The sequence below is a fragment of the Cellulophaga baltica genome (assembly GCF_900102165.1).
GTDB classification, from domain to species: domain Bacteria; phylum Bacteroidota; class Bacteroidia; order Flavobacteriales; family Flavobacteriaceae; genus Cellulophaga; species Cellulophaga baltica.
The window spans coordinates 245,084-266,685 of sequence record NZ_FNBD01000008.1 but is presented as its reverse complement, the minus strand read 5'-3'; the positions used below and the strand labels follow the sequence as shown (position 1 = coordinate 266,685).

21 protein-coding genes, 1 tRNA gene and 1 pseudogene are annotated in these 21,602 nt (G+C 33.9%); 8 read left to right on the top strand and 15 right to left on the bottom strand.

Annotated features, from left to right (window positions below):
* Window positions 1–267: pseudogene (locus BLQ19_RS15205) on the top strand (group II intron reverse transcriptase/maturase); the annotation flags it as partial.
* A 102-nt stretch (window positions 268–369) separates the two neighbouring features.
* Here BLQ19_RS15205 and BLQ19_RS15200 read toward each other — a convergent pair.
* The 3 genes from BLQ19_RS15200 to xerA form a co-directional block, all read right to left on the bottom strand.
* On the bottom strand, window positions 370–735 hold the full coding sequence (locus tag BLQ19_RS15200) for a hypothetical protein (RefSeq protein ID WP_038508144.1): 366 nt from the start codon (window positions 733–735) through the stop codon (window positions 370–372).
* A gap of 223 nt (window positions 736–958) precedes the next feature.
* Complete coding sequence (locus BLQ19_RS15195) at window positions 959–1,999, bottom strand: serine hydrolase domain-containing protein (protein ID WP_074538896.1); 1,041 nt, start codon at window positions 1,997–1,999, stop codon at window positions 959–961.
* 113 nt (window positions 2,000–2,112) lie between these two features.
* Window positions 2,113–3,243: a site-specific tyrosine recombinase/integron integrase gene (gene xerA / locus BLQ19_RS15190; RefSeq protein WP_074538895.1), complete on the bottom strand. Its 1,131-nt coding sequence runs from the start codon at window positions 3,241–3,243 to the stop codon at window positions 2,113–2,115.
* Between the two features lie 89 nt (window positions 3,244–3,332).
* On the opposite strand from xerA, the gene BLQ19_RS15185 reads away from it, so the two are divergent.
* Entirely contained in the window at window positions 3,333–3,716 is a 384-nt protein-coding gene (locus BLQ19_RS15185; RefSeq protein WP_074538894.1) for a hypothetical protein, read from the top strand.
* A gap of 225 nt (window positions 3,717–3,941) precedes the next feature.
* Here BLQ19_RS15185 and BLQ19_RS15180 read toward each other — a convergent pair.
* A tRNA-Met gene (locus tag BLQ19_RS15180) sits at window positions 3,942–4,018 on the bottom strand.
* A 137-nt stretch (window positions 4,019–4,155) separates the two neighbouring features.
* Between BLQ19_RS15180 and BLQ19_RS15175 the strand changes: the two genes are divergently transcribed.
* Both BLQ19_RS15175 and BLQ19_RS15170 read left to right on the top strand, forming a co-directional pair.
* Complete coding sequence (locus BLQ19_RS15175; RefSeq protein WP_024480519.1) at window positions 4,156–4,539, top strand: START-like domain-containing protein; 384 nt, start codon at window positions 4,156–4,158, stop codon at window positions 4,537–4,539.
* A 55-nt stretch (window positions 4,540–4,594) separates the two neighbouring features.
* Window positions 4,595–5,440 carry an aminotransferase class IV gene (locus tag BLQ19_RS15170; protein ID WP_025614940.1) on the top strand — a complete coding sequence of 282 codons (846 nt, stop codon included), beginning with the start codon at window positions 4,595–4,597 and terminating at the stop codon, window positions 5,438–5,440.
* A gap of 76 nt (window positions 5,441–5,516) precedes the next feature.
* On the opposite strand, the gene BLQ19_RS15165 is transcribed toward BLQ19_RS15170, so the two are convergent.
* The 5 genes from BLQ19_RS15165 to BLQ19_RS15145 form a co-directional block, all read right to left on the bottom strand.
* On the bottom strand, window positions 5,517–6,077 hold the full coding sequence (locus BLQ19_RS15165) for a YqgE/AlgH family protein (RefSeq protein WP_024480521.1): 561 nt from the start codon (window positions 6,075–6,077) through the stop codon (window positions 5,517–5,519).
* A gap of 113 nt (window positions 6,078–6,190) precedes the next feature.
* Complete coding sequence (locus BLQ19_RS15160; protein ID WP_024480522.1) at window positions 6,191–6,463, bottom strand: HU family DNA-binding protein; 273 nt, start codon at window positions 6,461–6,463, stop codon at window positions 6,191–6,193.
* A 172-nt stretch (window positions 6,464–6,635) separates the two neighbouring features.
* Window positions 6,636–7,583 carry a methionyl-tRNA formyltransferase gene (gene fmt, locus BLQ19_RS15155; RefSeq protein ID WP_029446274.1) on the bottom strand — a complete coding sequence of 316 codons (948 nt, stop codon included), beginning with the start codon at window positions 7,581–7,583 and terminating at the stop codon, window positions 6,636–6,638.
* Window positions 7,580–9,481, bottom strand: a complete 1,902-nt coding sequence (locus BLQ19_RS15150; protein ID WP_074538893.1) for a RecQ family ATP-dependent DNA helicase — start codon at window positions 9,479–9,481, stop codon at window positions 7,580–7,582. The genes fmt and BLQ19_RS15150 overlap by 4 nt, the downstream gene beginning before the upstream one ends.
* Window positions 9,481–10,023: an AAA family ATPase gene (locus tag BLQ19_RS15145; RefSeq protein ID WP_074538892.1), complete on the bottom strand. Its 543-nt coding sequence runs from the start codon at window positions 10,021–10,023 to the stop codon at window positions 9,481–9,483. Before BLQ19_RS15145 ends, BLQ19_RS15150 begins: the two co-directional genes overlap by 1 nt.
* A 183-nt stretch (window positions 10,024–10,206) precedes the next feature.
* Between BLQ19_RS15145 and BLQ19_RS15140 the strand changes: the two genes are divergently transcribed.
* From BLQ19_RS15140 to murA, 3 genes are all read left to right on the top strand, one after another.
* Window positions 10,207–10,494 (top strand): DUF493 family protein, encoded by a 288-nt coding sequence (locus BLQ19_RS15140; RefSeq protein ID WP_029446277.1) that lies wholly within the window; start codon window positions 10,207–10,209, stop codon window positions 10,492–10,494.
* Between the two features lie 87 nt (window positions 10,495–10,581).
* Window positions 10,582–11,256, top strand: a complete 675-nt coding sequence (locus BLQ19_RS15135; protein ID WP_024480527.1) for a DUF4290 domain-containing protein — start codon at window positions 10,582–10,584, stop codon at window positions 11,254–11,256.
* Window positions 11,257–11,272: 16 nt separating this feature from the next.
* The gene (murA, locus tag BLQ19_RS15130; RefSeq protein WP_025614944.1) at window positions 11,273–12,583 is read left to right on the top strand and encodes a UDP-N-acetylglucosamine 1-carboxyvinyltransferase; all 1,311 of its coding nucleotides are present in this window, start codon (window positions 11,273–11,275) and stop codon (window positions 12,581–12,583) included.
* A 66-nt stretch (window positions 12,584–12,649) separates the two neighbouring features.
* On the opposite strand, the gene BLQ19_RS15125 is transcribed toward murA, so the two are convergent.
* The 6 genes from BLQ19_RS15125 to BLQ19_RS15100 all read right to left on the bottom strand — a co-directional run bounded on the left by BLQ19_RS15125 (window position 12,650) and on the right by BLQ19_RS15100 (window position 17,656).
* Complete coding sequence (locus tag BLQ19_RS15125; protein ID WP_074538891.1) at window positions 12,650–13,420, bottom strand: hypothetical protein; 771 nt, start codon at window positions 13,418–13,420, stop codon at window positions 12,650–12,652.
* 170 nt (window positions 13,421–13,590) lie between these two features.
* Window positions 13,591–14,427 (bottom strand): peptidylprolyl isomerase, encoded by an 837-nt coding sequence (locus BLQ19_RS15120; RefSeq protein ID WP_074538890.1) that lies wholly within the window; start codon window positions 14,425–14,427, stop codon window positions 13,591–13,593.
* 71 nt (window positions 14,428–14,498) lie between these two features.
* Window positions 14,499–15,068, bottom strand: a complete 570-nt coding sequence (locus tag BLQ19_RS15115; RefSeq protein ID WP_074538889.1) for a PAS domain-containing protein — start codon at window positions 15,066–15,068, stop codon at window positions 14,499–14,501.
* A 31-nt stretch (window positions 15,069–15,099) separates the two neighbouring features.
* On the bottom strand, window positions 15,100–16,200 hold the full coding sequence (locus BLQ19_RS15110) for a DUF695 domain-containing protein (RefSeq protein ID WP_074538888.1): 1,101 nt from the start codon (window positions 16,198–16,200) through the stop codon (window positions 15,100–15,102).
* Window positions 16,201–16,211: 11 nt separating this feature from the next.
* Complete coding sequence (locus BLQ19_RS15105) at window positions 16,212–17,207, bottom strand: pirin family protein (protein WP_074538887.1); 996 nt, start codon at window positions 17,205–17,207, stop codon at window positions 16,212–16,214.
* A gap of 5 nt (window positions 17,208–17,212) precedes the next feature.
* Window positions 17,213–17,656, bottom strand: a complete 444-nt coding sequence (locus BLQ19_RS15100; RefSeq protein ID WP_074538886.1) for a VOC family protein — start codon at window positions 17,654–17,656, stop codon at window positions 17,213–17,215.
* 159 nt (window positions 17,657–17,815) lie between these two features.
* Between BLQ19_RS15100 and BLQ19_RS15095 the strand changes: the two genes are divergently transcribed.
* Complete coding sequence (locus tag BLQ19_RS15095; RefSeq protein ID WP_074538885.1) at window positions 17,816–21,541, top strand: two-component regulator propeller domain-containing protein; 3,726 nt, start codon at window positions 17,816–17,818, stop codon at window positions 21,539–21,541.
* Window positions 21,542–21,602 lie beyond the last annotated feature (61 nt).

The following is a 21,602-nucleotide window of genomic DNA, read 5'->3' as shown; positions in this document are numbered from 1 at the left end:
ATCCAAGCAAAGCTTAAAAAGCTGGAAGAATGGCTAAGAAACCGATTGCGGTACTGTATATGGCACCATTGGAAGAAACCAGAACGGAAGCGGAAAAACCTAATCCGTTTAGGTGTAAACCATAACACCGCCTATGCTTGGAGTCGCACAAGAATGGGAGGATGGGCAGTAGCTCAAAGCCCTATTTTAGGGACTACAATTACCATTAAAAGGTTGAGAATGAGAGGGTATGTTAGTTTAATAGAGTACTACAAACGAGATGTATAATTATTGAACCGCCGTATACGAGACCCGTATGTACGGTGGTGTGAGAGGCGCACTCCGTTCCTAATTAGGGGCGGAGCCGTCTACTCGATTGTGCGTAGTTTTTTATTTTTCAAAAGTCATATAAGTAGTCGGATTTATTCCTACACTTGGATAAAGGTTTTCAATTTCAAATTTTGAGTTAGTCATAATTTCAATTTCAAATTCTTGAGTTGTAGTATTATCCAAAGTCGGTGTTAATTTAATTACATTCCCGATTATTTCATAAGTAAATTCATCTTCGCTTGAGCTATCAGGTTCCGATTTGATAACTGTATTTCCGTTTATAAAATTCAATTGAGAACGTCCACTTACAGGTGAAGTTTCCGAATAGATTCCACTCAACGTTTGAGTGTTATTGTCGTCGTCATTATTACAGGAAGAGAAAGTTCCGATTAAAAAGAGTAATGTGATTATTTTTAGATTTTTCATAATTCTATTTTTTTATTAGATGTTCAAATTCGGATTGGTTGCGTCAAATTACACACAACGGCTAGGCTATGGTTAGTACGGGAATTAAAATTACTGAATTTCCGATTAAGCACTTAGCCAAAACTTTTTATTTTGTTATATCTTTTTTGTTCTAAAGCAAATCAAAAGATTTGGCGGACTTTGTTAAAAGCTCTAAACTTTGGGTTAAACACCAAAACCCGTATTAATTATAGCCATTGTTGGGCGTTCGTTTTTTTATTAATTGCATTATTTCAGTATGCACTATAAATGTCTTTTTGAAATCGTCTAAATTATTTGCGGTGTTTTCTAATATAACAAGGTTTAGTTTTGACTGAGGATAATAATAGCAAGCTGAAACAAATCCTGGAGCATAGCCTAAAGCACCAATCTGAATATTTTGTTCGCCATCTTTAAATAACAATCCATATCCATATTCGATTGTTTCAAATATTGGGTGAACTCTGGTGGAATATTTAGTTTTCATTAATTCCAATGTTTCCTTTTCAACCAAATTATTAGAGTAAAGTAATTGATTCCATTTTTTTAAGTCCTGAACATTCGAAATAAATGAACCAGCAGCAACATAATTGTAGAAACTATTTTCTGTGTATTCTAAAATTCCATTTTCACTTTCTTCGTATCCTTTAACTAGGTTTTTATATGCTTTATTATTTGGATGAAAAGTGTTTTTTAATCCATATTGGTCAAATAATTCTGTTGATAGGTCTTGAAAAGACTTACCTGTGATTTTTTGAAGAATTTGTGCGAGTAATTCATATCCCAGTTGTGAGTAATGGAATTGCGAACCTTGTTTAAATTCCAAAGATTTATCTAAATCCACAATTCCGTGCGTATGAGTTAGAAGTTGATGAATTGTTACGAGCTTAGTCCAAGGTTGATTGATTTTTGTCAAATATTTATCAATCGTGTCATTTAATCCAATTTTACCTTTCTCGTATTCTCTTAGAATCAAAACAGCGGTAATCTGTTTACTTATTGAGCCAATTACGAATTGGTCGTTTATATCAATTTTGGTTTTATTTTCTAAATCCGATAACCCAAACGATTTGGAATAAATATCAATTGAATCGGTTGAAAGAGAAATAACACCGTTAAATTTATTTTCATTAATTATTGAATCGATTTTTGAAGTCAATTCCGAGTAGTTTTCCTTTTTTTCTTGTCTATTCGTTTGGCAAGAAGTTAAAATGACAAAAGTCAAAATTATTAAACTGATTTTCATTAATTGTACTGTTTTTTCAAATGACGCCCAACAATTGTATAATGAACATATGTTCATTATACTGCCAATTTAAGATATATTGAACATATGTTCATTATATCTTTTATATTTTTCTAAGAATCAAGAGGGTTTTTTATTTTTTTAAAAGTTGTAGTAGCAACATGAGTATATATTTCAGTTGTTTTTGTAGAGCTATGGCCAAGTAAAACCTGAATTTGTCTTATATCCGTGCCTGCTTCTAATAAATGAGTTGCAAAACTGTGTCTAAGCATATGCGGTGTTACTATAATTCTAATCCCTGCTTTTTGCGCCGCGTTACGTACAATCTTTCCAATGCTTTGACCAGAATATTGTTTTCCATACATACCTTCTATTAGATACTTTTCAGGTTTATATTGCGTATAATACGTTCGTAAATCTTTCAGGAGCGAATGAGAGAGTAAGGTGTAGCGATCTTTATTTCCTTTTGCAGATTCAATCCTTATTAACATTCGTCTACTGTCTATATCCGAAATTTTTAAATTAATTAATTCATTTCTACGTATTCCAGAGGAGTATAAAAGACTAACAATACATTTGTGTTTCAAGTTGTTTGTATGTGCTATAATATCAAATACATCTTCTTTAGCAAGTACTTTTGGCAACTTCTTTTCTTTTCTAGGTCTTTCTATTTCGTAAAACCTGTTAGGCATACCAAGAACAGATTCGTAATAAAACTTTATACTGTTGATAGCAGAGTTTATGTAAGAATTAGATTTTTTATCTTGAATTAATTTTAACAGATATGTTCTAACATCACTTTCATTAAGAGAAACTAATTCCGCGTTATTATAATAATTAATAAATGCCTCAAAGCTTGATATGTATGTTTTTACAGTGTTGTTTGCATATTTTTTGAGCTCTAGTTTATCTAAATAACTATTAGGACAAACCCTATAAGTCTGGGGAAGTTGTCTTTTTCTGAACCATGCAATATTAATGGGCTCATTATTTTCTTTTGATATTTTTTTATCAAAGAAATGGTTGCAATTAACCCAAACGACACCGGTAAATAGATCAAATATCAGGTTTAAGTTTTCTTTATTGTTTACAATGTAAGCCATGTTATAAGTGTTACTCCATTTTACATCTGGTAATTGTTTTACAAGTGAATGAATAACTTTATCAGTGTTGAACTGCAAACCGATAAAACGTTTTTCTTTAATTAAGAGGTGTTTTAATGTAACATTTCTGCCTTTTTCCATTCTTATTTTTAAGCAATTTAATGGAAACAGGTTAGCTAAGAGAATGTTATACGAATAATATGCGTATATTATACCTTTAATTTAAAAGCATGATATTGGATAGAATATGTGTCTATTGCAAGGAAGAGTTGAAAGGAAGATCAGATAAAAAGTTCTGCGACGCACAATGTAAGAGTGCGTATCAATACCAGCAAACAAAACAGCAACCAGAACGCTTTTTCAATAAAGTTGATAATCAGTTACGACGTAATAGGAAAATACTAAAAGATTACAATAAAGGTGGTAAGGTAACAGTTAGGGAAGCTGTGTTGCTATCCGAGGGGTTTGACCCTAATTTCTTTACACATTTTTGGAAAAACCAGAAGGGAGAGGTATATCTTTTTGTATATGAATATGGTTTTCGAAAAATAAAAGAGAACAGAAATAACAAATATGTTTTAGTTCTCTGGCAAGAATACATGTCAAAACGATGAAATAAATTGTGCAGTATAAGAAGCAAAAATTAAAACAAAATATAAAATTACACCTTTTTTAAGCCTAATTTATTTTATGCAAAGCACACAAGTTGTTTAAAATCATCGTGGATGTATAGTTTTGTTTCCTGAAATTTAGCCCTCTAGGTGCCTGTTGCTAGTTTAGAAATGCTAAAAATAAAACATAAAAAAAACGGTTTAGAATGAACTAAACCGTTTGTTTACTGGTAGCGAGAACGAGAGTTGAACTCGTGACCTCCGGGTTATGAATCCGACGCTCTAACCAACTGAGCTACCTCGCCATGTTTTTTTTAACGGCTGCAAATATATACTTTAATTTCTTGCCTATCAAAATAAATTTTGAAAAAAATATTCTGACACATTTAATTTTTTTATCATATATAAATATATATATTGCCCAACGAAAATACTATTTAGAATGAGTGATAAAGTAAAATTTGAAATTGAGTTCGTGATACAGTCGTCACCTCAATTGTTATATACCTATATTTCAACACCATCAGGATTATCTGAGTGGTTCGCAGACAACGTTAACTCAAGAGGAGAAAAGTTTTATTTTATCTGGGATGAGTCAGAAGAAGAGGCTAAGTTGTTAAAAAGAAAAAGTGAAGAGTTTGTTAAATTTAGATGGACGGCAGAAGAGGACGATAGTTTCTTTGAAATGAAAATTATTGTAGATGAAATTACTTCGGATGTTTCTTTATTCATTACAGATTTTGCAGAAGAAGATGAAATTGATGAGTCTAAAATGCTTTGGACCAACCAAGTATCTAGTTTAAAACAAGTTTTAGGTTCTGCTTAAGGCTATTTTACTATAAAACGATATCTTTGACCTTGAAAATTTTCAAGGTTTTTTTATGCTTAATTATAACGGAAAATTAATTCCGACAACATCACACTTCATCAATCAAGATAATAGGGGACTACGTTATGGTGATTCTCTTTTTGAAACGATTAGAGTTGTAAATAGTAAAATCTACTTCTGGGAAGATCATTATTTAAGATTAATGGCTTCCATGAGAATTCTGCGTATGGAAATTCCTATGAGTTTTACCATGGAGTATCTTGAAAATCAAATCCTCGACACCATTGCGAGTAACAGCTTAGAAGATAGTGCTACCAGAATACGCTTTACGGTTTTTAGAAATGATGGGGGTTTGTATGCTCCAGAAACCAATGATATCTCTTACATTATTGAAGCCAAGCAACTAGAGAATACTTTTTTTATGATCAATGAAGAGGCTTATGAAGTAGAGCTTTTCAAAGATTTTTATGTAAACCCTGATATGCTTTCTACGTTAAAAACAAATAATAAAGTTTTAAATGTTGTAGGAAGTATTTTTGCAAAAGAAAACGGCTATCAGAATTGCTTGCTTCTAAATAACCAGAAGATGGTTGTAGAAGCATTAAATGGTAATTTGTTTTTAGTATCCGGAAAAACCATAAAGACACCTCCAAAAAGTGAGGGGTGCCTTAACGGAATTTTACGTAAAAAATTGATAGATATTCTAGGTAAATTAGAAGGCTATACGTTCGAGGAAGCTTCCATTTCTCCATTTGAATTACAAAAAGCAGATGAATTGTTTATCACTAATGCAATAGTAGGCATACAGCCTATTACAAAATATCGTAAAAAGAATTTTGCAAATACCGTAGCCAAAGATCTTATAGGTAAATTAAATGCAGCTGCTCGCTTAGGATAAAACCTAAAAGATAGGTACTTAGATAGCTTTAGAATGAAGCCTAAATAAAGCTAGAAGTAGCTGCAAGAATAAATACTTAGTTCAGGCTAGGGTTCTCTGGCGTGTTAGACCACAAAAGGTAATCTCCACCCAAAGTAAGCATATTCTCTTTCCAGAAGGCTCCTGGAGCTTTCTGAATGATGTTACTCTCGTATTTGTTTGGTAGTATGGCCCATGATTTAGACGTTAATTCTTTGTCTAATTGTAAAGAAGACCAGCCCGTATAACCTAAAAAGAATCTAATGTCTTCTTCAGAGATGGCATTTGTATTAATTAGGCCTACGATACATTCAAAATCTCCACCCCAATAAATGCCGTCAGATATTTCTATACTATTGGCAATTAGTTCTGGTACCTTGTGTATAAAGTAAAGGTTGTCTTGTTCTACAGGTCCGCCGTTAAATACTTTAAAAGGCACTTCTATTTCTGTCACTAGATCACTAATAGAATAGTCTAAGGGCTTATTTAAAATAAATCCTACAGATCCGTCTTCACCATGTTCTGCGAGTAATACAACAGATCTACTAAAAGAAACATCACCAGCCAATGCTGGTTCTGCAATTAAGAGTTTCCCTTTTTCAGGTTGTAGATGTATCATATAGTCGTGGTTCGTTGTTCTAATGTAAGATTTTTTTTAGTTTCTTACAAAATGTACCCAAAAAAAAAGCACTTCTTAAAAAGAAGTGCTTTAATTATATTACTAAAGTATTTTTAGTTTACTGCTTTCGCTAATTCAGCACCAGCTTTAAACTTAACAACGTTTTTAGCAGCAATTTTGATAGTTTCTCCTGTTTGAGGATTTCTACCATCTCTTGCTTCTCTTTTAGATACAGACCAAGATCCGAAACCTACTAAAGAAACTCTACCACCTTTTTTAAGAGAACCTTCAACATTTCCTAAAAAAGACTCTAAAGCTTTCTTTGCAGCTGCTTTCGTGATACCAGCATCTGCTGCCATTGCATCGATTAATTCTGTTTTGTTCATAATTTTAATAATTAATTGTTGTTAAAATTTCTATACCCTAACAAATTTATAAGTAAAACTGGTTAACGCAAGTAAAACAAGGGGAAATCGCTGTTTTTGTTAATAACTCTAACAGTTTGTTGATAAAGTAGGCTATTTTTTACACTTCGTCGAGACTAGTGATAGCAAGGCCTTAGCCAACATATGCATTTTCATCCAATTTTAAGCCATTTAGAACCTCATGGGTTTTCATCTTTCTTTTTCCAGGAAGCTGAATCTCTAAAAGCTCAATGAAACCGCCAGTCACAGCTATTTTGATGGTTTTTTTATCAAAAACGACAGTTTTAGCTTTTATAGAATGTTCTTCTTTTAATAAGGTGGCATCGTAAATTTTCAGAAATAATTCTGTTTCACCATTATATAAGGTAGTCCATGATGCAGGATACGGACTCAACCCACGAATATGGTTGTAAATTTTATCCATTGAAGCATCCCAATTAATCTCACAGGTATCTTTATGAATTTTATAGGCTACTTTTTCAATAGGCGTATCTGGCTGCTTCTTCGTAGTTACATGGCCAGATTCAATAGCTTTTACAGTAGTTATCACTAGATCAGCGCCCAAGATCATCAACTTGTCATGTAGGCTTCCTGCGTTCTCTTCTGGATCAATAGCTATTTCTGATTGTAGAAGTATTTCTCCAGTATCAATCTTATCATCTATAAAAAACGTAGTAACGCCTGTTTTAGTCTCTCCATTAATTATGGCCCAGTTTATAGGGGCAGCACCTCTATAATCAGGCAGGAGGGAAGCGTGTAAATTAAAAGTGCCGTGCTCTGGAATTTCCCAGACTACTTTTGGGAGCATTCTAAAAGCAACAATAATCTGTAGATTAGGTTTCAACGCTTTTAATTCTTCTAGAAATTCTTCGTTCTTTAAATTGGTAGGTTGTAAAACCTTAAGGTTATGTGCTACAGCATATTTTTTTACAGCAGATTCATTTAGTTTTCTACCGCGACCCGCAGGTTTATCTGGAGCCGTTATGACACCAACAACATCAAAAGAATGCTGTACTAAAGTATCCAGTATGCCAACTGCAAAATCTGGGGTTCCCATAAAGACTATTCGTAGTTTGCTCATGCTTTTGCTATTTTGTATTCGTTTTTTTCGGTAATATCTATTATTTCATCTTCTAAAAGTGCCTTTATAGCACTAAAAATAGCCTCTTCTTTATAGAGGACGGTCTTTATAATTTCTCTAGAAGTTTGTGGCTTCTGCTGTAATTGCATTAAAATGGCCTCTTTGGCTAAAGCTATAATTTCTACAGCAATAGGCGGAGTTTTTAAGCACACATCGCAACGTCCACAAGCCTCTTTTTTCTCTCCAAAGTAGGCCAGTAATTGCTGACTTCTACACACCGTATCATTCTTTAAATATAGAAGAACGGCTTCTATATTTTTTGTTTTCTGGGCGGTAAGGAGTTCTACTTTTTTAGCAAAGAGATTAATGGTTCTTTCATCTTCTCTAGGAACAAGAAATAACACTTCTATATCATTGTGCTGAGCGGTATAGGTAATAATTTCATCTTTCTTTAACTGTTCTAATACCTTAACAACCTCTTTTTCGCTAACGCTCGATTTTTTGGCAATGGCAAAAGTATTTATTTTAGTGTCATACTCAAAAATTCCGCCATAGGTTCTTAAAATATCCTGTAGTATCGGCGCTATTTTGCCATAGGTATCAATGTAATCAAAAATATGATTTTTTGTAGCGATAAACCGTATACTGGTTTTTTTTGAGAATGATTCTGATAAAGCAATCACAGAATTCTGATCTAAAATACGCAGTGCGTTATACGTTAGAAAAGGGTTTAAAGAATAAGTGGCGCAGAAGGCATTAAAATTTAATTGATACGTTTCTGTACTACTTTCTCCAAAAGAAATTTGAAAGTAATTATTGAGCTTATTGTAGAGCGTTTTTAAATAGGGTACCGTGGGTAAACCGCTCAAAAACTGTCGTTTTACCTGTATTTCGTCAGATTTGTTGGTGAGTACAGTAGCTGTAGCAGGAGCACCATTTCTACCAGCTCTACCTGCTTCTTGAAAATAGTTTTCTACACTATCAGGTATTTGATAATGTACAATAGTACTCACATCTGCTTTGTCTATTCCCATGCCAAAGGCGTTGGTAGCTACCATGACCCCCACTTTATCGTCTAGCCATAACTTTAAACGGTCTCCTTTTACCTCTTTAGAGAGTCCGCCATGATAAAAGGTAGCACTTATGTTTTGAGAACTTAAGTAATGCGTTAATTCTTGCGTTAGTTTTCTGGTACGTACATAAACAATACCACTGTGTTTACTATCTTGTAAAAGTTGCTTTAGTTGGTAGTGCTTGTCATCATCCCAACTTACATTAAAAGCAATATTATCTCTAGCAAAAGAAGTTTTCTTAATTAAGGGTTCATCAAGCCTTAAATTAGTGACAATATCTTTAGCGACTACAGGGGTTGCAGTGGCTGTTAAAGCAATGATAGGAGCATCAGGCGCAAGATCTCTTAACACACTACAATTAAGATAAGAAGGTCTAAAATCATTTCCCCATTGAGAAATACAGTGGGCTTCATCTATAGCAATTAGATTCACATTCATTCCCTGAATGCGGTCTTTTATAAGATCTTGTTGCAACCTTTCTGGAGATAGGTATAGAAATTTATATTTTCCATAAAGGCAATTGTCTAATAAATCTACTACTTCATTTTGAGAGATACCACCCGTTAGCGCTAATGCCTTTATACCTTTCTTTTTTAGGTTGTCTACTTGGTCTTTAATTAAGGCGATTAAAGGGGAAACGACAATGCAAATTCCATCAGTAGCCAGCGCAGGAACTTGAAAGCAGAGCGATTTTCCTCCACCTGTAGGTAACAAAGCGAGGACATCTTTCTGCTGTAAAATAGCAGCTATAATTTCTTCTTGAGATTCTTTAAAATCAGAAAATCCCCAATATTTTTTTAAAATGTCTTTAGGCTCTAGCTGCACTAATTTAATTTTAGTTCTTCTATGATAAAAGCTACTCGTTCGTCAACAGAAACTTTGGGTACTTCAATAATGGTATATCCAAAACTTTGGTATGCTTTTTCTAAGCAATCATGAATTTGTAAAGCCTCTTCGTAATTTTCATAACGTTCATTATCAGACGTATGTATTTCTTTCCAAGGGGGTAATAAAAATATCGTATCGTATGGGTGGGCATCACAAATTTCTGAAAATGTCCTTGGATATTCAGTGCCAAAACAATCTAAATAAGCAACGACATCTGGTAGGCCACGATCAAAAAACACAAGGGGATCGGTAAGTGATTCAGAAGCTATAAATTGCGATTTTCTGCCCTCTAAAATACGCTGACTAAACAGTAAGGGATCTGTTAAAAATAACTGTTCAATACCTTCCTCTCTTGCTTGAAGTGTTATTTCTCTAGAAATTTCATGGAAACATTTAAAACCTGCTTTTTCTATACCATGTACCACAGAAGTCTTTCCTGTGCTTGGTCCGCCTGCAATTACAACTTTCTTTGTGCTCAATTCATTATTTTTAGAAGCACAAAAGTAATCAAATGATATAGTATTGCCGCATGCGCTACAAATGTTTCGTTTTAGGAGGTATTTGTGCGATAAAAAAACGGGTACCGTGTAAGATAGTTTTATAAAATAGGGCTCAATTTATGGTATCAAAAAAAATCAGATTATCTTTGTAAAAAGACTTTCATGGATACCGATAAAGAAAAAGAGTTTTACGACAAGCTCAAAGAGCGTCTTGTAGAAACGAGCACCTTTCCTACTACTTATTTATATAAATTTATAGTGCCTACAGCAGGAACGGGAGTAAAAGAAATAGAAAGTGCATTTGATGATACAGATGCAGTGGTGATTAATAAATTATCTAAAAACGGAAAATTTACGAGTGTTTCTATAAGCTTACGTTTAGATTCTGCCGAGGCAATTATTGCTTATTATAAGAAGGTTGCAGGTGTAGAAGGTTTAATATCTTTGTAATCTTAGCATATCTAACAGAATTTTGTTATTTTGCATGCCTTAAGAGCATACTTTCCTCTTTATAATTATTAAGAAAAACTTTTCAATTTGAATTTAGCTAACAACGAAGTATTCAATCTAGAGTACAACACGGAGCGTCCACAGCTTATTATTCCGGAATACGGGCGTCATTTCCAGAAAATGGTAGACTATGCCATGAGCATAGAAGATGATGAAGAACGTAATAAAATAGCACAAGCTATTATTAGTGTGATGGGTAATTTGCAACCTCATTTTAGAGATGTTCCAGATTTTCAACACAAATTATGGGATCAGCTGTTTATCATGTCTGATTTTAAGTTGAAGGTAGATTCTCCTTACCCAGTGACGACGAAGGAAATGCTTCAAGAACGTCCTGAGCCGCTAGGATATCCGCAAAATTTTCCTAAATATCGTTTCTACGGAAATAATATTAAGCAAATGATTGATGTGGCTATGTCTTGGGAAAAAGGCGATAAGCGTGATGGTTTAGAATATGCTATTGCCAATCACATGAAAAAATGTTATTTAAACTGGAACAAAGATACCGTTGAAGATAAGATCATTTTTAAGCATTTGCACGAATTGAGTGATGGTGAGATAGATTTGGCAGCCACAGAAGAGCACCTTACAGATAGCGGTCAGTTCCTAAAAAACAGACCGGCGAAACAAAATTCTAATCGCTCTAACAACAAAAAAAATACAAATAATAGAAATAATAATCGCGGTAAGAAGCGTTATTAATAATCCGATACATTAAATGGGAACATTTAAAATTGAAGGCGGTCATCAACTTCATGGTGATATTACACCGCAAGGTGCAAAAAACGAAGCACTACAAATATTATGTGCTGTACTATTAACGGCAGAACCTGTAACAATACATAATATCCCAGATATTATTGATGTTAATAAACTAATTGCTTTACTAGAAGATTTGGGTGTAAAAATCCAGAAAAAAGGAAAAGGCTCTTATAGTTTTGTGGCAGATGACGTAAACCTAGAGTACCTACAATCAGACCAGTTTAAAGAAGACGGACGCGGATTACGCGGATCTATCATGTTAGTAGGCCCATTATTGGCTCGTTTTGGAAAAGGATATATTCCTAAGCCAGGAGGAGACAAGATTGGTAGAAGAAGACTTGATACGCACTTTGAAGGTTTTATAAACTTAGGCGCTAAGTTTCGTTACAACAAAGAAGAACATTTTTACGGTGTAGAAGCTAAAAAACTAAAAGGTACGTACATGCTTTTAGATGAAGCATCTGTTACCGGTACCGCAAATATTGTAATGGCTGCTGTTCTTGCCGAGGGAACTACAACAATTTATAACGCCGCTTGTGAACCTTACTTACAGCAACTTTGTAAGATGCTGAACCGTATGGGGGCTAAAATAAGTGGAGTAGGTTCTAATCTACTTACTATTGAAGGGGTAGATACTTTAGGAGGAACATCACATACAATGTTGCCAGATATGATTGAAATTGGTAGCTGGATTGGTCTTGCTGCTATGACAAGAAGTGAGCTTACGATTAAAAATGTAAGTTGGGATGACTTAGGGCAAATACCTACTGTTTTTCGTAAATTAGGAATTACGATTGAACGTAAAGGGGATGATATTTATATTCCGGCACATACAAGCGGATATGAGATACAGAACTATATAGACGGTTCTATTTTAACAATTGCAGATGCTCCATGGCCTGGTTTAACACCAGATTTATTGAGTATCATTCTAGTAGTAGCTACGCAAGCTAAAGGAGAGGTATTGGTACATCAAAAAATGTTTGAAAGTCGCTTGTTCTTCGTAGACAAATTGTTAGATATGGGGGCTAAAGTGATTCTTTGTGATCCGCACAGAGCCACGGTGATAGGGCATAATTTTGAATCTACATTAAAGGCAACAACCATGGTTTCTCCAGATATTAGAGCGGGAGTTTCTTTATTAATTGCAGCCTTATCTGCAAAAGGAACCTCTACGATTCATAATATAGAACAGATAGATAGAGGTTATGAGAATATAGATGAACGTTTACGTGCTATTGGCGCAAAAATTACACGTGTGTCTTAGTGATCTTAACTAGTACTATATAAAAACCGCAAAGCAACAGTTTTGCGGTTTTTTTAGTTCTTGTCTTTACAAGCGTTTTCTAATATGATTGAAGATTCCCCTGAGAATTAGGATCAGTATTTGCATCACAAAGATCAATACAAAAGCAACTCCAATCCCTACAATAAACATGAGTCCGCTTACCACAATCCATCCAGAAGCTAGAAAAGCCATGAAAATTCCTATAACGGTAAGTATCGCTACCGTTATGGCAAAAGGAGCCACCCATTTATCTTCTGTATTGGTATAATTGGTCGTTTTTAATAAATATCCTTTTTTGCCCTGGCGGTTATCTACTTCAATAAATAAACTCTTGTTTGCTACGGCGTCATTGGTTACATAGAATTCGCTTTCTTTAGTGAATACTACAGGAATAACATTGATAATATCTGCATTATATTCTAGTTGTAGATGTGCCATTTTTTTCTCGTCAGAATCATCTATTGTTTTTACCTCAATAGTTTCTACGGTATGTTGTTCTTTGTTGAGGGTGCCTATTTGATGAAAAAGAGTATCTACCTTAGATGCGTTTTCTGTTTTATATTCGTAGTTAAACCCAGAAGAGATTTCGTCATTTAAGCTAGCAAAACTGCAACGAAAAAAGGCATCACTATCTTTTTTTAGGTATCCAACGGTATCTTTTTCAAGATAAATTTCCATCCAATTCTCTTTATTTCTTCTTTTTTCACGGTTAAAAGAAATAAGTTCATCGGGCTGTAGTTCTTTTATAATCCTAGATTTAGCTTCATGATTAGCATATACTTTAACAGGTTTTAAAATTCGTAGAAATTTATCCATGACGATGGTTATGATAGGTTTGGTTTGGGAATTCTATCATTAGTAACGTATAGAAAATGGGTTTGCTTACTTCTAGAAATACTTTTTTTTATTTTTTTCGATGAACCGCAGGTAAAATTGTAGGTTGTTTTATAGTATGTGTTTTAAGTAAATTAAAGCCTATTTTAGGTTTACTCTACCAAACGCATAGCTATAATGCGTACATCATCAATAGGTCTGGCAAATTCTCCAGTTATTGTAGTTGTAATAGAATCTATGGTAGCTAGGCCTTCAATAACTTCCCCAAAAACAGTATAATTCTGATCTAAATGAGGTACACCCCCAAGTGTTTTATAAACTGCGCGCTGAGCTTCAGGAATAGTATAGGCTTTAAATTCCTTTGCATGTGCTGCCCAGTTAGTAATACTATCTTTGTATAGCATGTATTTTGTGGTATTTCCGCTAGCGCTATGATGCTGTAGTGAATCTAAAAGATAGCTGTGTGCACGGTCTTTTCTAATATAATCTTCTGCTAACCATCCGTTTATTCTCTTTTCTGCAATCGTTAACAGGCTATCATTATATATTTTTCCTTGAACGATATAAAATTGCATTCCACTAGAGGCGCGTTCTGGGTTACCATCACGGGCAGCAGCTAAAACCCCTTTTTTATGAAAAAGATGAGGCAAAAATTCTGCCTTGACACGGTAAGGAACATCACCTTCTCCTAAAGTGTCTTTAGCTTTTGCGTTTCTGCTTTCAGGGTCTCCTGCCTGAATCATAAAATTGGAGATAACTCTATGAAATAGAAGGCTGTCATAGGCCTTATGTTGTACTAGGTTAATGAAGTTGTCACGATGAAGTGGCGTATCATTATAAAGGGCTAGCACCATAGTTCCTTTATTTGTGACCAGTTCTATACGTTGCCTATTTTCCAAGGCAGTAGAGGCTTCCTTTTGGTTTTCTTGGCAACTATACATAAGGATACACGTAATAAGGAGGGACGATAACTTTGAAAATAATTTCATCAGGATTATTTTAGGAATTAGAAGTGCAGAATAGTATTCAAAAATTATCTTTTGTTATAGTAAGGAATTACTTATACTACTTGACGTTCTAAGGCTAGATAATGTGTTGTTTTCTCGGTATATAAAGGTATAATTTTAATCTCGCACTTATAAGAGGTGTTGTCTTTTCTGTAGTTGACAATGATATCTGTAAAAGGTTCGTCTTTTTTAATCTTTGCGCTGATACGAGATTTTACTTCCGCCGTAGTTTCTGCGCCTTGAAGAAAAGCTGGAGTTTTATCTAATGCAAATTTTTTGGTATATCCGGTCATTTCAGAAAATCCGTCACTTACCCAAACGATTTTTTTGTGTAAATCAGTAATTACTAATGCTTCAAATTCTTGGTTTTCAAAAAGAGAAGAAATGTCATTTTCCCATTGTAATTTTTTAGCAATTTTTTCAAACGCCCGAACAGCAGTTTCTTGCTTAGATTGTACGGCTAAATTGTGAAAATTATCAATATGAAGATCCCAACTTAATAGTGGAGCCATAGCGCCTTTTTTTGCCGGTTTAATGCGAACAGTAATATCTTTATTTTCTTGTTCTGTTAATGAGGATAGATAAATATCTAAACACATCATTTGATCCATTTCTTTTTTCATTTTCTTTTTTTTTGTTTTCCTAAGCTGTTTTTTAAAGATATTTATTGAACGTCTGCCAATATTTATCTTTATAAATCTCAAAATCAAAACTGATTAGTTCTTTATTTTCTTTTTGTATCTGGTCGAAAACTATAGCGGGTTTTCTAAAATCATGGCAAGAAAAGTAAATTTCTCTTGTAGAATTTGCAGTTTCTCTACCAATATTAATGTAGCCATCAGAATCTTTTAATTCTAACATAATACGGTCTTCTAACGTATTTAATAAATGGTATGTTTCATCGTCTGGCATACCGTTGTTGTCATCTCCTTCAAACTTAAAAATAGCAATGGCAATCCAAGGGTGAGATGCTTTAGCATTCCATTGCAATATATCTGTATTGACAATGGCAATAATAGGGAGTCCGTTTTTTAAGGTACCGTTAAAACTAGAATAACTATCTTTTTCGGTATTATGACGTAAACCTTCATACTTTTCAATAAATTCTTTTTCACGCCAAAGTAAGAAGTCTTTTAGCTTGGCTAAGGGAACAAGCTCTTTTTCTGCATCTTTGGTATTCTTAAAGTTAATATGATCTATAGTAGTAACACAATTTAATTCTCCTAAGAAATTATCTAGTAAGATGTAGGCGCCATGAGAAATATGAGATTCATTTTCGGGAGTATATGCGGTATGTAGAATAGTCAGTTCTATTTGATCTGGCATTTCCGGATTTTCATGGGCGTAGAAACTCATAGTTTCTTCACTAAACGTATAATCATTCATTTTAATACCGAAGGTACTAGAGGAACTGGGTTGTTTTAAAGAAGTAATTTTCCAATTCTTAAGAACAGGCGCGGCAGCAGCAAGTTCTTCCACAAAAGGAATATGCTTTAAATTGCCATCTGCCGTTAAAATAAGTTCTGCCGTGGTATCATCAGACATGCCAGATAAATACCAAAAAGTACGCTCTTTTAGTTCATTTAATTTTGGACCTAAAACATCAAAGAATTTTTGTTCGATATCATTACCACTTTTAATGACCTCATAAAAAGCTTTTTCATGTTCTTGAAACCAGGTCCAAAAATCTTGATATGATAGGGGAGCCGGAGCTTCGGCGTCTTTTTTATTAAATAACGATTTTAAAAAACTCATAAATTACTAATCTATTTTTGTACAATATTTCCATCTGGGTATTTAGCAAACCTACCTTTATTTTTATCGTGTACATGCGCAGCCTGAGGCCAAGGCCATCCGCCAAATTGGGTTAATTGATACTCTTGCATGGCTTGTTGAATCTCTTCATCACTATTCATAACAAAAGGGCCATATTTGGCAATAGGTTCTTTAATAGGTTTTCCTTGTAGCATTAAAAAATGGGCATTTTTGCCTAAGACTTTTATTTCAATAGCTTCCGAAGCATCTACGATAATACCATGATTTGGAGTAATCGTTTGTCCATCCATTACAATACGATCTCCTTCATAAAAATACAAAGTTCTAGTGACATCACTTTTTGCTTTTGGTAGGGTATAGGTACTACTTGCCTCTACATGTATATTCCAGATAGCCACTTCATTTGCGCTATCTGCAGCCCAAGAATTCGGGGCAGGGTCTAATGCTGCATGTTCATTATAGGTCCCTGCAATTACTTTTACGGAGCTAGATTCGGTTTTTATAATTGGAATATCTTCGTGCCAAAGCATGGCAAAATAGGGGGCGACAAATTTACTTTTCTGAGGTAAATTAAGCCAGATTTGAAACATTTCTAGCGGGTTTGGGGTGTCAGTACTCAATAATGGAAACATTTCTGAGTGTTGTACGCCGCGGCCTGCAGTCATCCATTGTACGTCTCCCATACCGAAACGTCCGGCAGCACCAAGAGAATCCGAATGATCACAATAGCCTTTATTCACTATAGTTATAGTTTCAAAACCACGGTGCGGATGTGCAGGGAAACCAGGAACGGTTTTCCCGTGATACATACGCCAACCGTCTTTTAAAGTAAAATTGTTTCCTAAAGTTCTGCCTTCCAAGGATGCTTTAGGTCCCAGCTCTTCATTTCCTTCCGGATAATGATCTAAGTGGTATACGCAGAATAAAAAAGGATCTTGCGTTTGCCATGGAAAGCCTAATGGAAAAACAGATTTTATAGTGCTCATAGGGCTTAATGTTTTGCGTCGTTTATCTCAATCCAATAACCTTCAGGATCTGTTATATAGATTTGTTTTACACCATCGGCACGCAAAGTAATACCACTTTTTGTACCGGGCCAATCTTCATATGAGATATTATTCTGCTCTAAATTTTGTATGAATTCATCTAATTGCGACGTTGATAAGCATACATGACTAGATTTATGCTTTTTCATTACTACATCTGCTTTGTATATTAAATGGAGCTGCGTATTTCCTTGGATAGAAAACCACCTGAATCCAGGATCTTTGGTAGGATGGTCTATTTCTTTTAAACCGATAACTTTTTGGTAGAAATCGCCCGTAGTTTTTAAATCATTGACAATAAGTGTAGTATGGTCAATAGTGAAATCAAATTTCTGAGCATGGCTTATGGCAACCATAAAGAATACCAAAAAGAAAATTAGTTTTTTCATTCTAAAAATTTAAGCTTCTAAGTTACCCAAAAAATAGATAAGATTAGGATTACTTCTCGTATAATTCTTTAAGGCATTAGAGGACTTTTTATTAAATTAACCTATAGTTTATATTGGAGTAATGGTAGATCCATATCATTGTAGATTTAAACAATCAAAATGAATCGTTTTACCTTTTCCATTCTTTTTACGTTTACTTTTTCCGCTCTTATTGGGCAACAAATCAAATTTGAAAACTATACTACAGATGATGGATTATCTAATAATTCTGTAATTGATATAGAAAATGATGAAGATGGCGGTCTTTGGATTGGGACCCTTGATGGATTGAATTATTTTGATGGACACACTATCACCTATTACAAGCACGAAATTAATGAACAAGGAACCATACCAGGAAATTATATCATAAATCTTGAAAGAGATAAGAATGGTACTCTTTGGTTAATTACAAAAGAAGGCCATGTAAGTAGATACCTTGGGAATTCCACTTTTGAAAATTTTAAATTTGATAAAGCCCCAAGACAACTAAAATTAGCAGCAGATGGTACTTTATACGTTTTTGCAGCAAATACGGCCTACAAATTTGAAAACGGAAAATTTATTGTTGCAACCTACACACCTCCTGAGAAGGAGAATTATGAGAACTTAAAACAAATACTCCTAACGGAGTACCCGGGCTTAATTATAAATGATGTTTTAAAAGACAATATCGGTAACATATGGTTCGCAACACGTAGAAATGGTCTTTTTATTCTTCCTAATGACATAAATAATATTAATAATAAAAGAATAGATCATTATACATATGATGTGTATACACCCTATAGTTTTAACAGCAATGAAATAGAAAAATTGCACCAAGATCTTTTTGGGAATGTATGGCTTGCGCAAAAAGACGGGGGGTTGAGTATGGCTTATAATGGCTCAGATAAAATTACGACAATAGTTCCGCATCCCGTGAATTATCCACATTTACCAAATGAAACATTGCGAGCGATAACCAAGGATAGTAATTCTAATTTATGGCTAGGATACTACACTAACGGAATCTATTATTATGACACGGGAACAAAATGCTATCTTAAATACAAAGTAAAGGAAGCCAAGCAAAATAGTGATTGGGAGCGTGTACGCAATTTATTTACCGCTAGTGATGGTACTGTATGGGTAGGTACCTATGCAGGAATACTGCGTATTACGGATAAGGGATATAAAACTTATGAAGCCGACTCGATCTCTGAACTACCAAACAACCGAAATTATTCCATGTTTGAAGATACAGAAAAGCGATTATGGATAGCTTGTTGGGGTGGTCTCGCGAAGTTCAATTTGAATGAAAACCATTTCGATTTTTTTAAGGGCCAAAAACAATTTGATCAATTTAATATTAGGAGTATTACCAAAAGTGGCGATGTAATTTGTATGGGCACTGAAGAGAATGGTGTATTATTTTTTGATATTAAAACGGGTATGGTAGAGCAGTTAACAAAGAATGAAGGTATTCTGGGAAATAGTATCTATTCTATTTATAAAGAGGAATTAACGACAACCTATTGGATTGCATCGCTTGGCGGAATTAGTGTTTACAACAAGGCCACTAAAGAGATTAAAAATATTACCGAAGAAGAAGGTTTACCAAGTCATATGGTCTACGGACTCCTAAAAAATAAAGATCAGATTTGGGCAAGTACCACTAAAGGAATTGCAGTAATAGACACTAATAGTTTTGAAGTAAAGGCTTTTAACCCAAAGGAAGGCTGGCAAGCTCCGGAGTTTTCAGAAGGGGCTTATTATCAAGATAGCAAAGGGCTAATGTTCTTTGGAGGCGTGAATGGATTAAATTATTTTAACCCTAATACAATAGTGAATAAAACAGTAGCTGCTAAGATTAAGGTTGTTGTAAATGGTGATGAAAATTTTAAAAAAAACATAAAAAATAATTTTAGGGATAATAGTTTAGAAATTACTGTGACTCCCATTAAATTTCCCAATACTAGCGATGCCGATATTTACTATAAACTTTCAGGAAAAGATGAGGATTGGAATCTATTACCAAAAGACCATCTCATAAAGTATGCTAACCTTTCTTCAGGAGAATATACTTTTTACGTAAAAGAAGGTAATACCCAAAATCTAGAAGTGGTTTCCTTTAATTTAAAAATTAAGAAAGCCTTTTATGAAACCATATATTTTTATGTGCTTCTCCTTTTTATACTATTGATTGGTGCCTTTTTAATTATTTACTTTAAGAGTAAAAATGCCTTGGCGCAGCAGAAAAAACTAGAAAACCAAATAAGTGCTAGAACACGGGTCATAGAAAATCAAAAGAGAGACTTAGTGGCCGTAAACACCTTATTGGATGATAAGAATAAGGAGATTGTACTTCAGAAAGAAAAGCTACTTGCCATTCATAATAATTTGAAGAATGAAGCTTTTGAAATTGAAAAGTTTAAAACATTTGTTCTTTCAGAATTTCAAGAACCTATATCAAGAGTAATGAAATTAGCCAGTGAGTTGAAAGAGGATACAAAAATTCAAAAAGAAATACTTTGGGAGGCTGGTAAATTAGTGAACTTGGTGTCTGAATGGAATTATTTAGATCATGTCAAAGAAATTGGTGATATAAAAGTAGCTGCGATAAACTTGCCTATTCTTTTAAAAGCAAGTATTGATAAGCTCAAAGTAAAATTAAAAAGTAATAAGGTCAATTTTAAGGGTGAATATGAGAATTCTTTAGGTTGGGTGGCTGTAGACGTCTTACGCCTTAGGTTATTACTGCAGTATTTATTTAACGATTTGGCAAAATATTCAGATACCTCAAGCACCCTGGATCTTAAAATTGTTAGGCATCATACATTTTTAGAGTTTCGAATTGAATCAAATAGTAGTGTCTTAATTTCTAATTGGTTTAATATTTTACATTATAGTCCATACTTTATAGCTGTTCAAAATATACTGAAAGATTTAGATGGTACTTTTAAGGAAACGCTAGTAGAGGGATTCCATATAGCCCTGAAAATACCTGTTGAATTTATAAATGCCAATCACCATCAGGTTGAAAATATTACTTGGAAGTATCTAGATCAACAGAAAGATGTACAGTTGGGTAAGAAACAACTTCTAGTATTTAGTGACGAAGTGAATTTTAGTGTCGCAAATCAAATCCTTGAAAATGAAAATTATCAACTAGTGTTTGAAAATGAAGTTAACAATTTCACTTCAGCTATTAATCATATGAATATTGACCTGATAGTATTCTACCAAGCTACTTTTTCTAAAGAACTCGTCCAATATTTAAAAAGTTCTTTGGGTAATACTTCGAGTAAGAGACAAATTCCCATGGTTTATATCTCAGAGGATATTAATTACGAATTGCAAGAACAGTCTGTAGAATTTGGCATTGATGTAGTTATACAATTACCTGCGAGTACACGGTTTATATTGAAGAAAATTTCAAGCCTATTAGAAAGGCGAGATGATCGTATAGAACATAAGTTACAGCAAGAGGTATTTCAAATACTTACAGATGATGATATCAATTCTCCAAATGATAAATTACTAAAAAATAGTCTTACGATTATTAAACAAGAACTATCTAATCCTTCTTTTAATGTAGAAATGTTGGTGGAGAAGCTCGGGATATCTCGTGTAAAATGTTATCGAATTTATAAGGAATTATTGGAGCAATCACCATCAGATGTTATTACCTCGTTACGCTTACAAAAAGCAGAAGCTTTACTTAAAACCAACAAGTTTAATATCTCAGAAATTAGCTTTGAATGTGGGTATAATGACCCTAAGTATTTTGGGCGCTCTTTTAAAAAATATTATGGTCTTAGTCCTAAAGAATTTAAAGCACAATTATCAAGGTCAATTGTATAGTCAAGATTACGGCAATGTTAGCTAATTGTTAGTGAAACAAAAGTGCGCATATTTATACTTT

What these genes read in the sequence shown, in the direction of transcription:
- BLQ19_RS15200 (WP_038508144.1), bottom strand. Translation starts at nt 735, where the DNA reads ATGAAAAATCTAAAAATAATCACATTACTCTTTTTAATCGGAACTTTC.
- BLQ19_RS15195 (WP_074538896.1), bottom strand. Translation starts at nt 1,999, where the DNA reads ATGAAAATCAGTTTAATAATTTTGACTTTTGTCATTTTAACTTCTTGC.
- xerA (WP_074538895.1), bottom strand. Translation starts at nt 3,243, where the DNA reads ATGGAAAAAGGCAGAAATGTTACATTAAAACACCTCTTAATTAAAGAA.
- BLQ19_RS15185 (WP_074538894.1), top strand. Translation starts at nt 3,333, where the DNA reads ATGATATTGGATAGAATATGTGTCTATTGCAAGGAAGAGTTGAAAGGA.
- BLQ19_RS15175 (WP_024480519.1), top strand. Translation starts at nt 4,156, where the DNA reads ATGAGTGATAAAGTAAAATTTGAAATTGAGTTCGTGATACAGTCGTCA.
- BLQ19_RS15170 (WP_025614940.1), top strand. Translation starts at nt 4,595, where the DNA reads ATGCTTAATTATAACGGAAAATTAATTCCGACAACATCACACTTCATC.
- BLQ19_RS15165 (WP_024480521.1), bottom strand. Translation starts at nt 6,077, where the DNA reads ATGATACATCTACAACCTGAAAAAGGGAAACTCTTAATTGCAGAACCA.
- BLQ19_RS15160 (WP_024480522.1), bottom strand. Translation starts at nt 6,463, where the DNA reads ATGAACAAAACAGAATTAATCGATGCAATGGCAGCAGATGCTGGTATC.
- fmt (WP_029446274.1), bottom strand. Translation starts at nt 7,583, where the DNA reads ATGAGCAAACTACGAATAGTCTTTATGGGAACCCCAGATTTTGCAGTT.
- BLQ19_RS15140 (WP_029446277.1), top strand. Translation starts at nt 10,207, where the DNA reads ATGGATACCGATAAAGAAAAAGAGTTTTACGACAAGCTCAAAGAGCGT.
- murA (WP_025614944.1), top strand. Translation starts at nt 11,273, where the DNA reads ATGGGAACATTTAAAATTGAAGGCGGTCATCAACTTCATGGTGATATT.
- BLQ19_RS15125 (WP_074538891.1), bottom strand. Translation starts at nt 13,420, where the DNA reads ATGGATAAATTTCTACGAATTTTAAAACCTGTTAAAGTATATGCTAAT.
- BLQ19_RS15120 (WP_074538890.1), bottom strand. Translation starts at nt 14,427, where the DNA reads ATGAAATTATTTTCAAAGTTATCGTCCCTCCTTATTACGTGTATCCTT.
- BLQ19_RS15115 (WP_074538889.1), bottom strand. Translation starts at nt 15,068, where the DNA reads ATGAAAAAAGAAATGGATCAAATGATGTGTTTAGATATTTATCTATCC.
- BLQ19_RS15110 (WP_074538888.1), bottom strand. Translation starts at nt 16,200, where the DNA reads ATGAGTTTTTTAAAATCGTTATTTAATAAAAAAGACGCCGAAGCTCCG.
- BLQ19_RS15105 (WP_074538887.1), bottom strand. Translation starts at nt 17,207, where the DNA reads ATGAGCACTATAAAATCTGTTTTTCCATTAGGCTTTCCATGGCAAACG.
- BLQ19_RS15100 (WP_074538886.1), bottom strand. Translation starts at nt 17,656, where the DNA reads ATGAAAAAACTAATTTTCTTTTTGGTATTCTTTATGGTTGCCATAAGC.
- BLQ19_RS15095 (WP_074538885.1), top strand. Translation starts at nt 17,816, where the DNA reads ATGAATCGTTTTACCTTTTCCATTCTTTTTACGTTTACTTTTTCCGCT.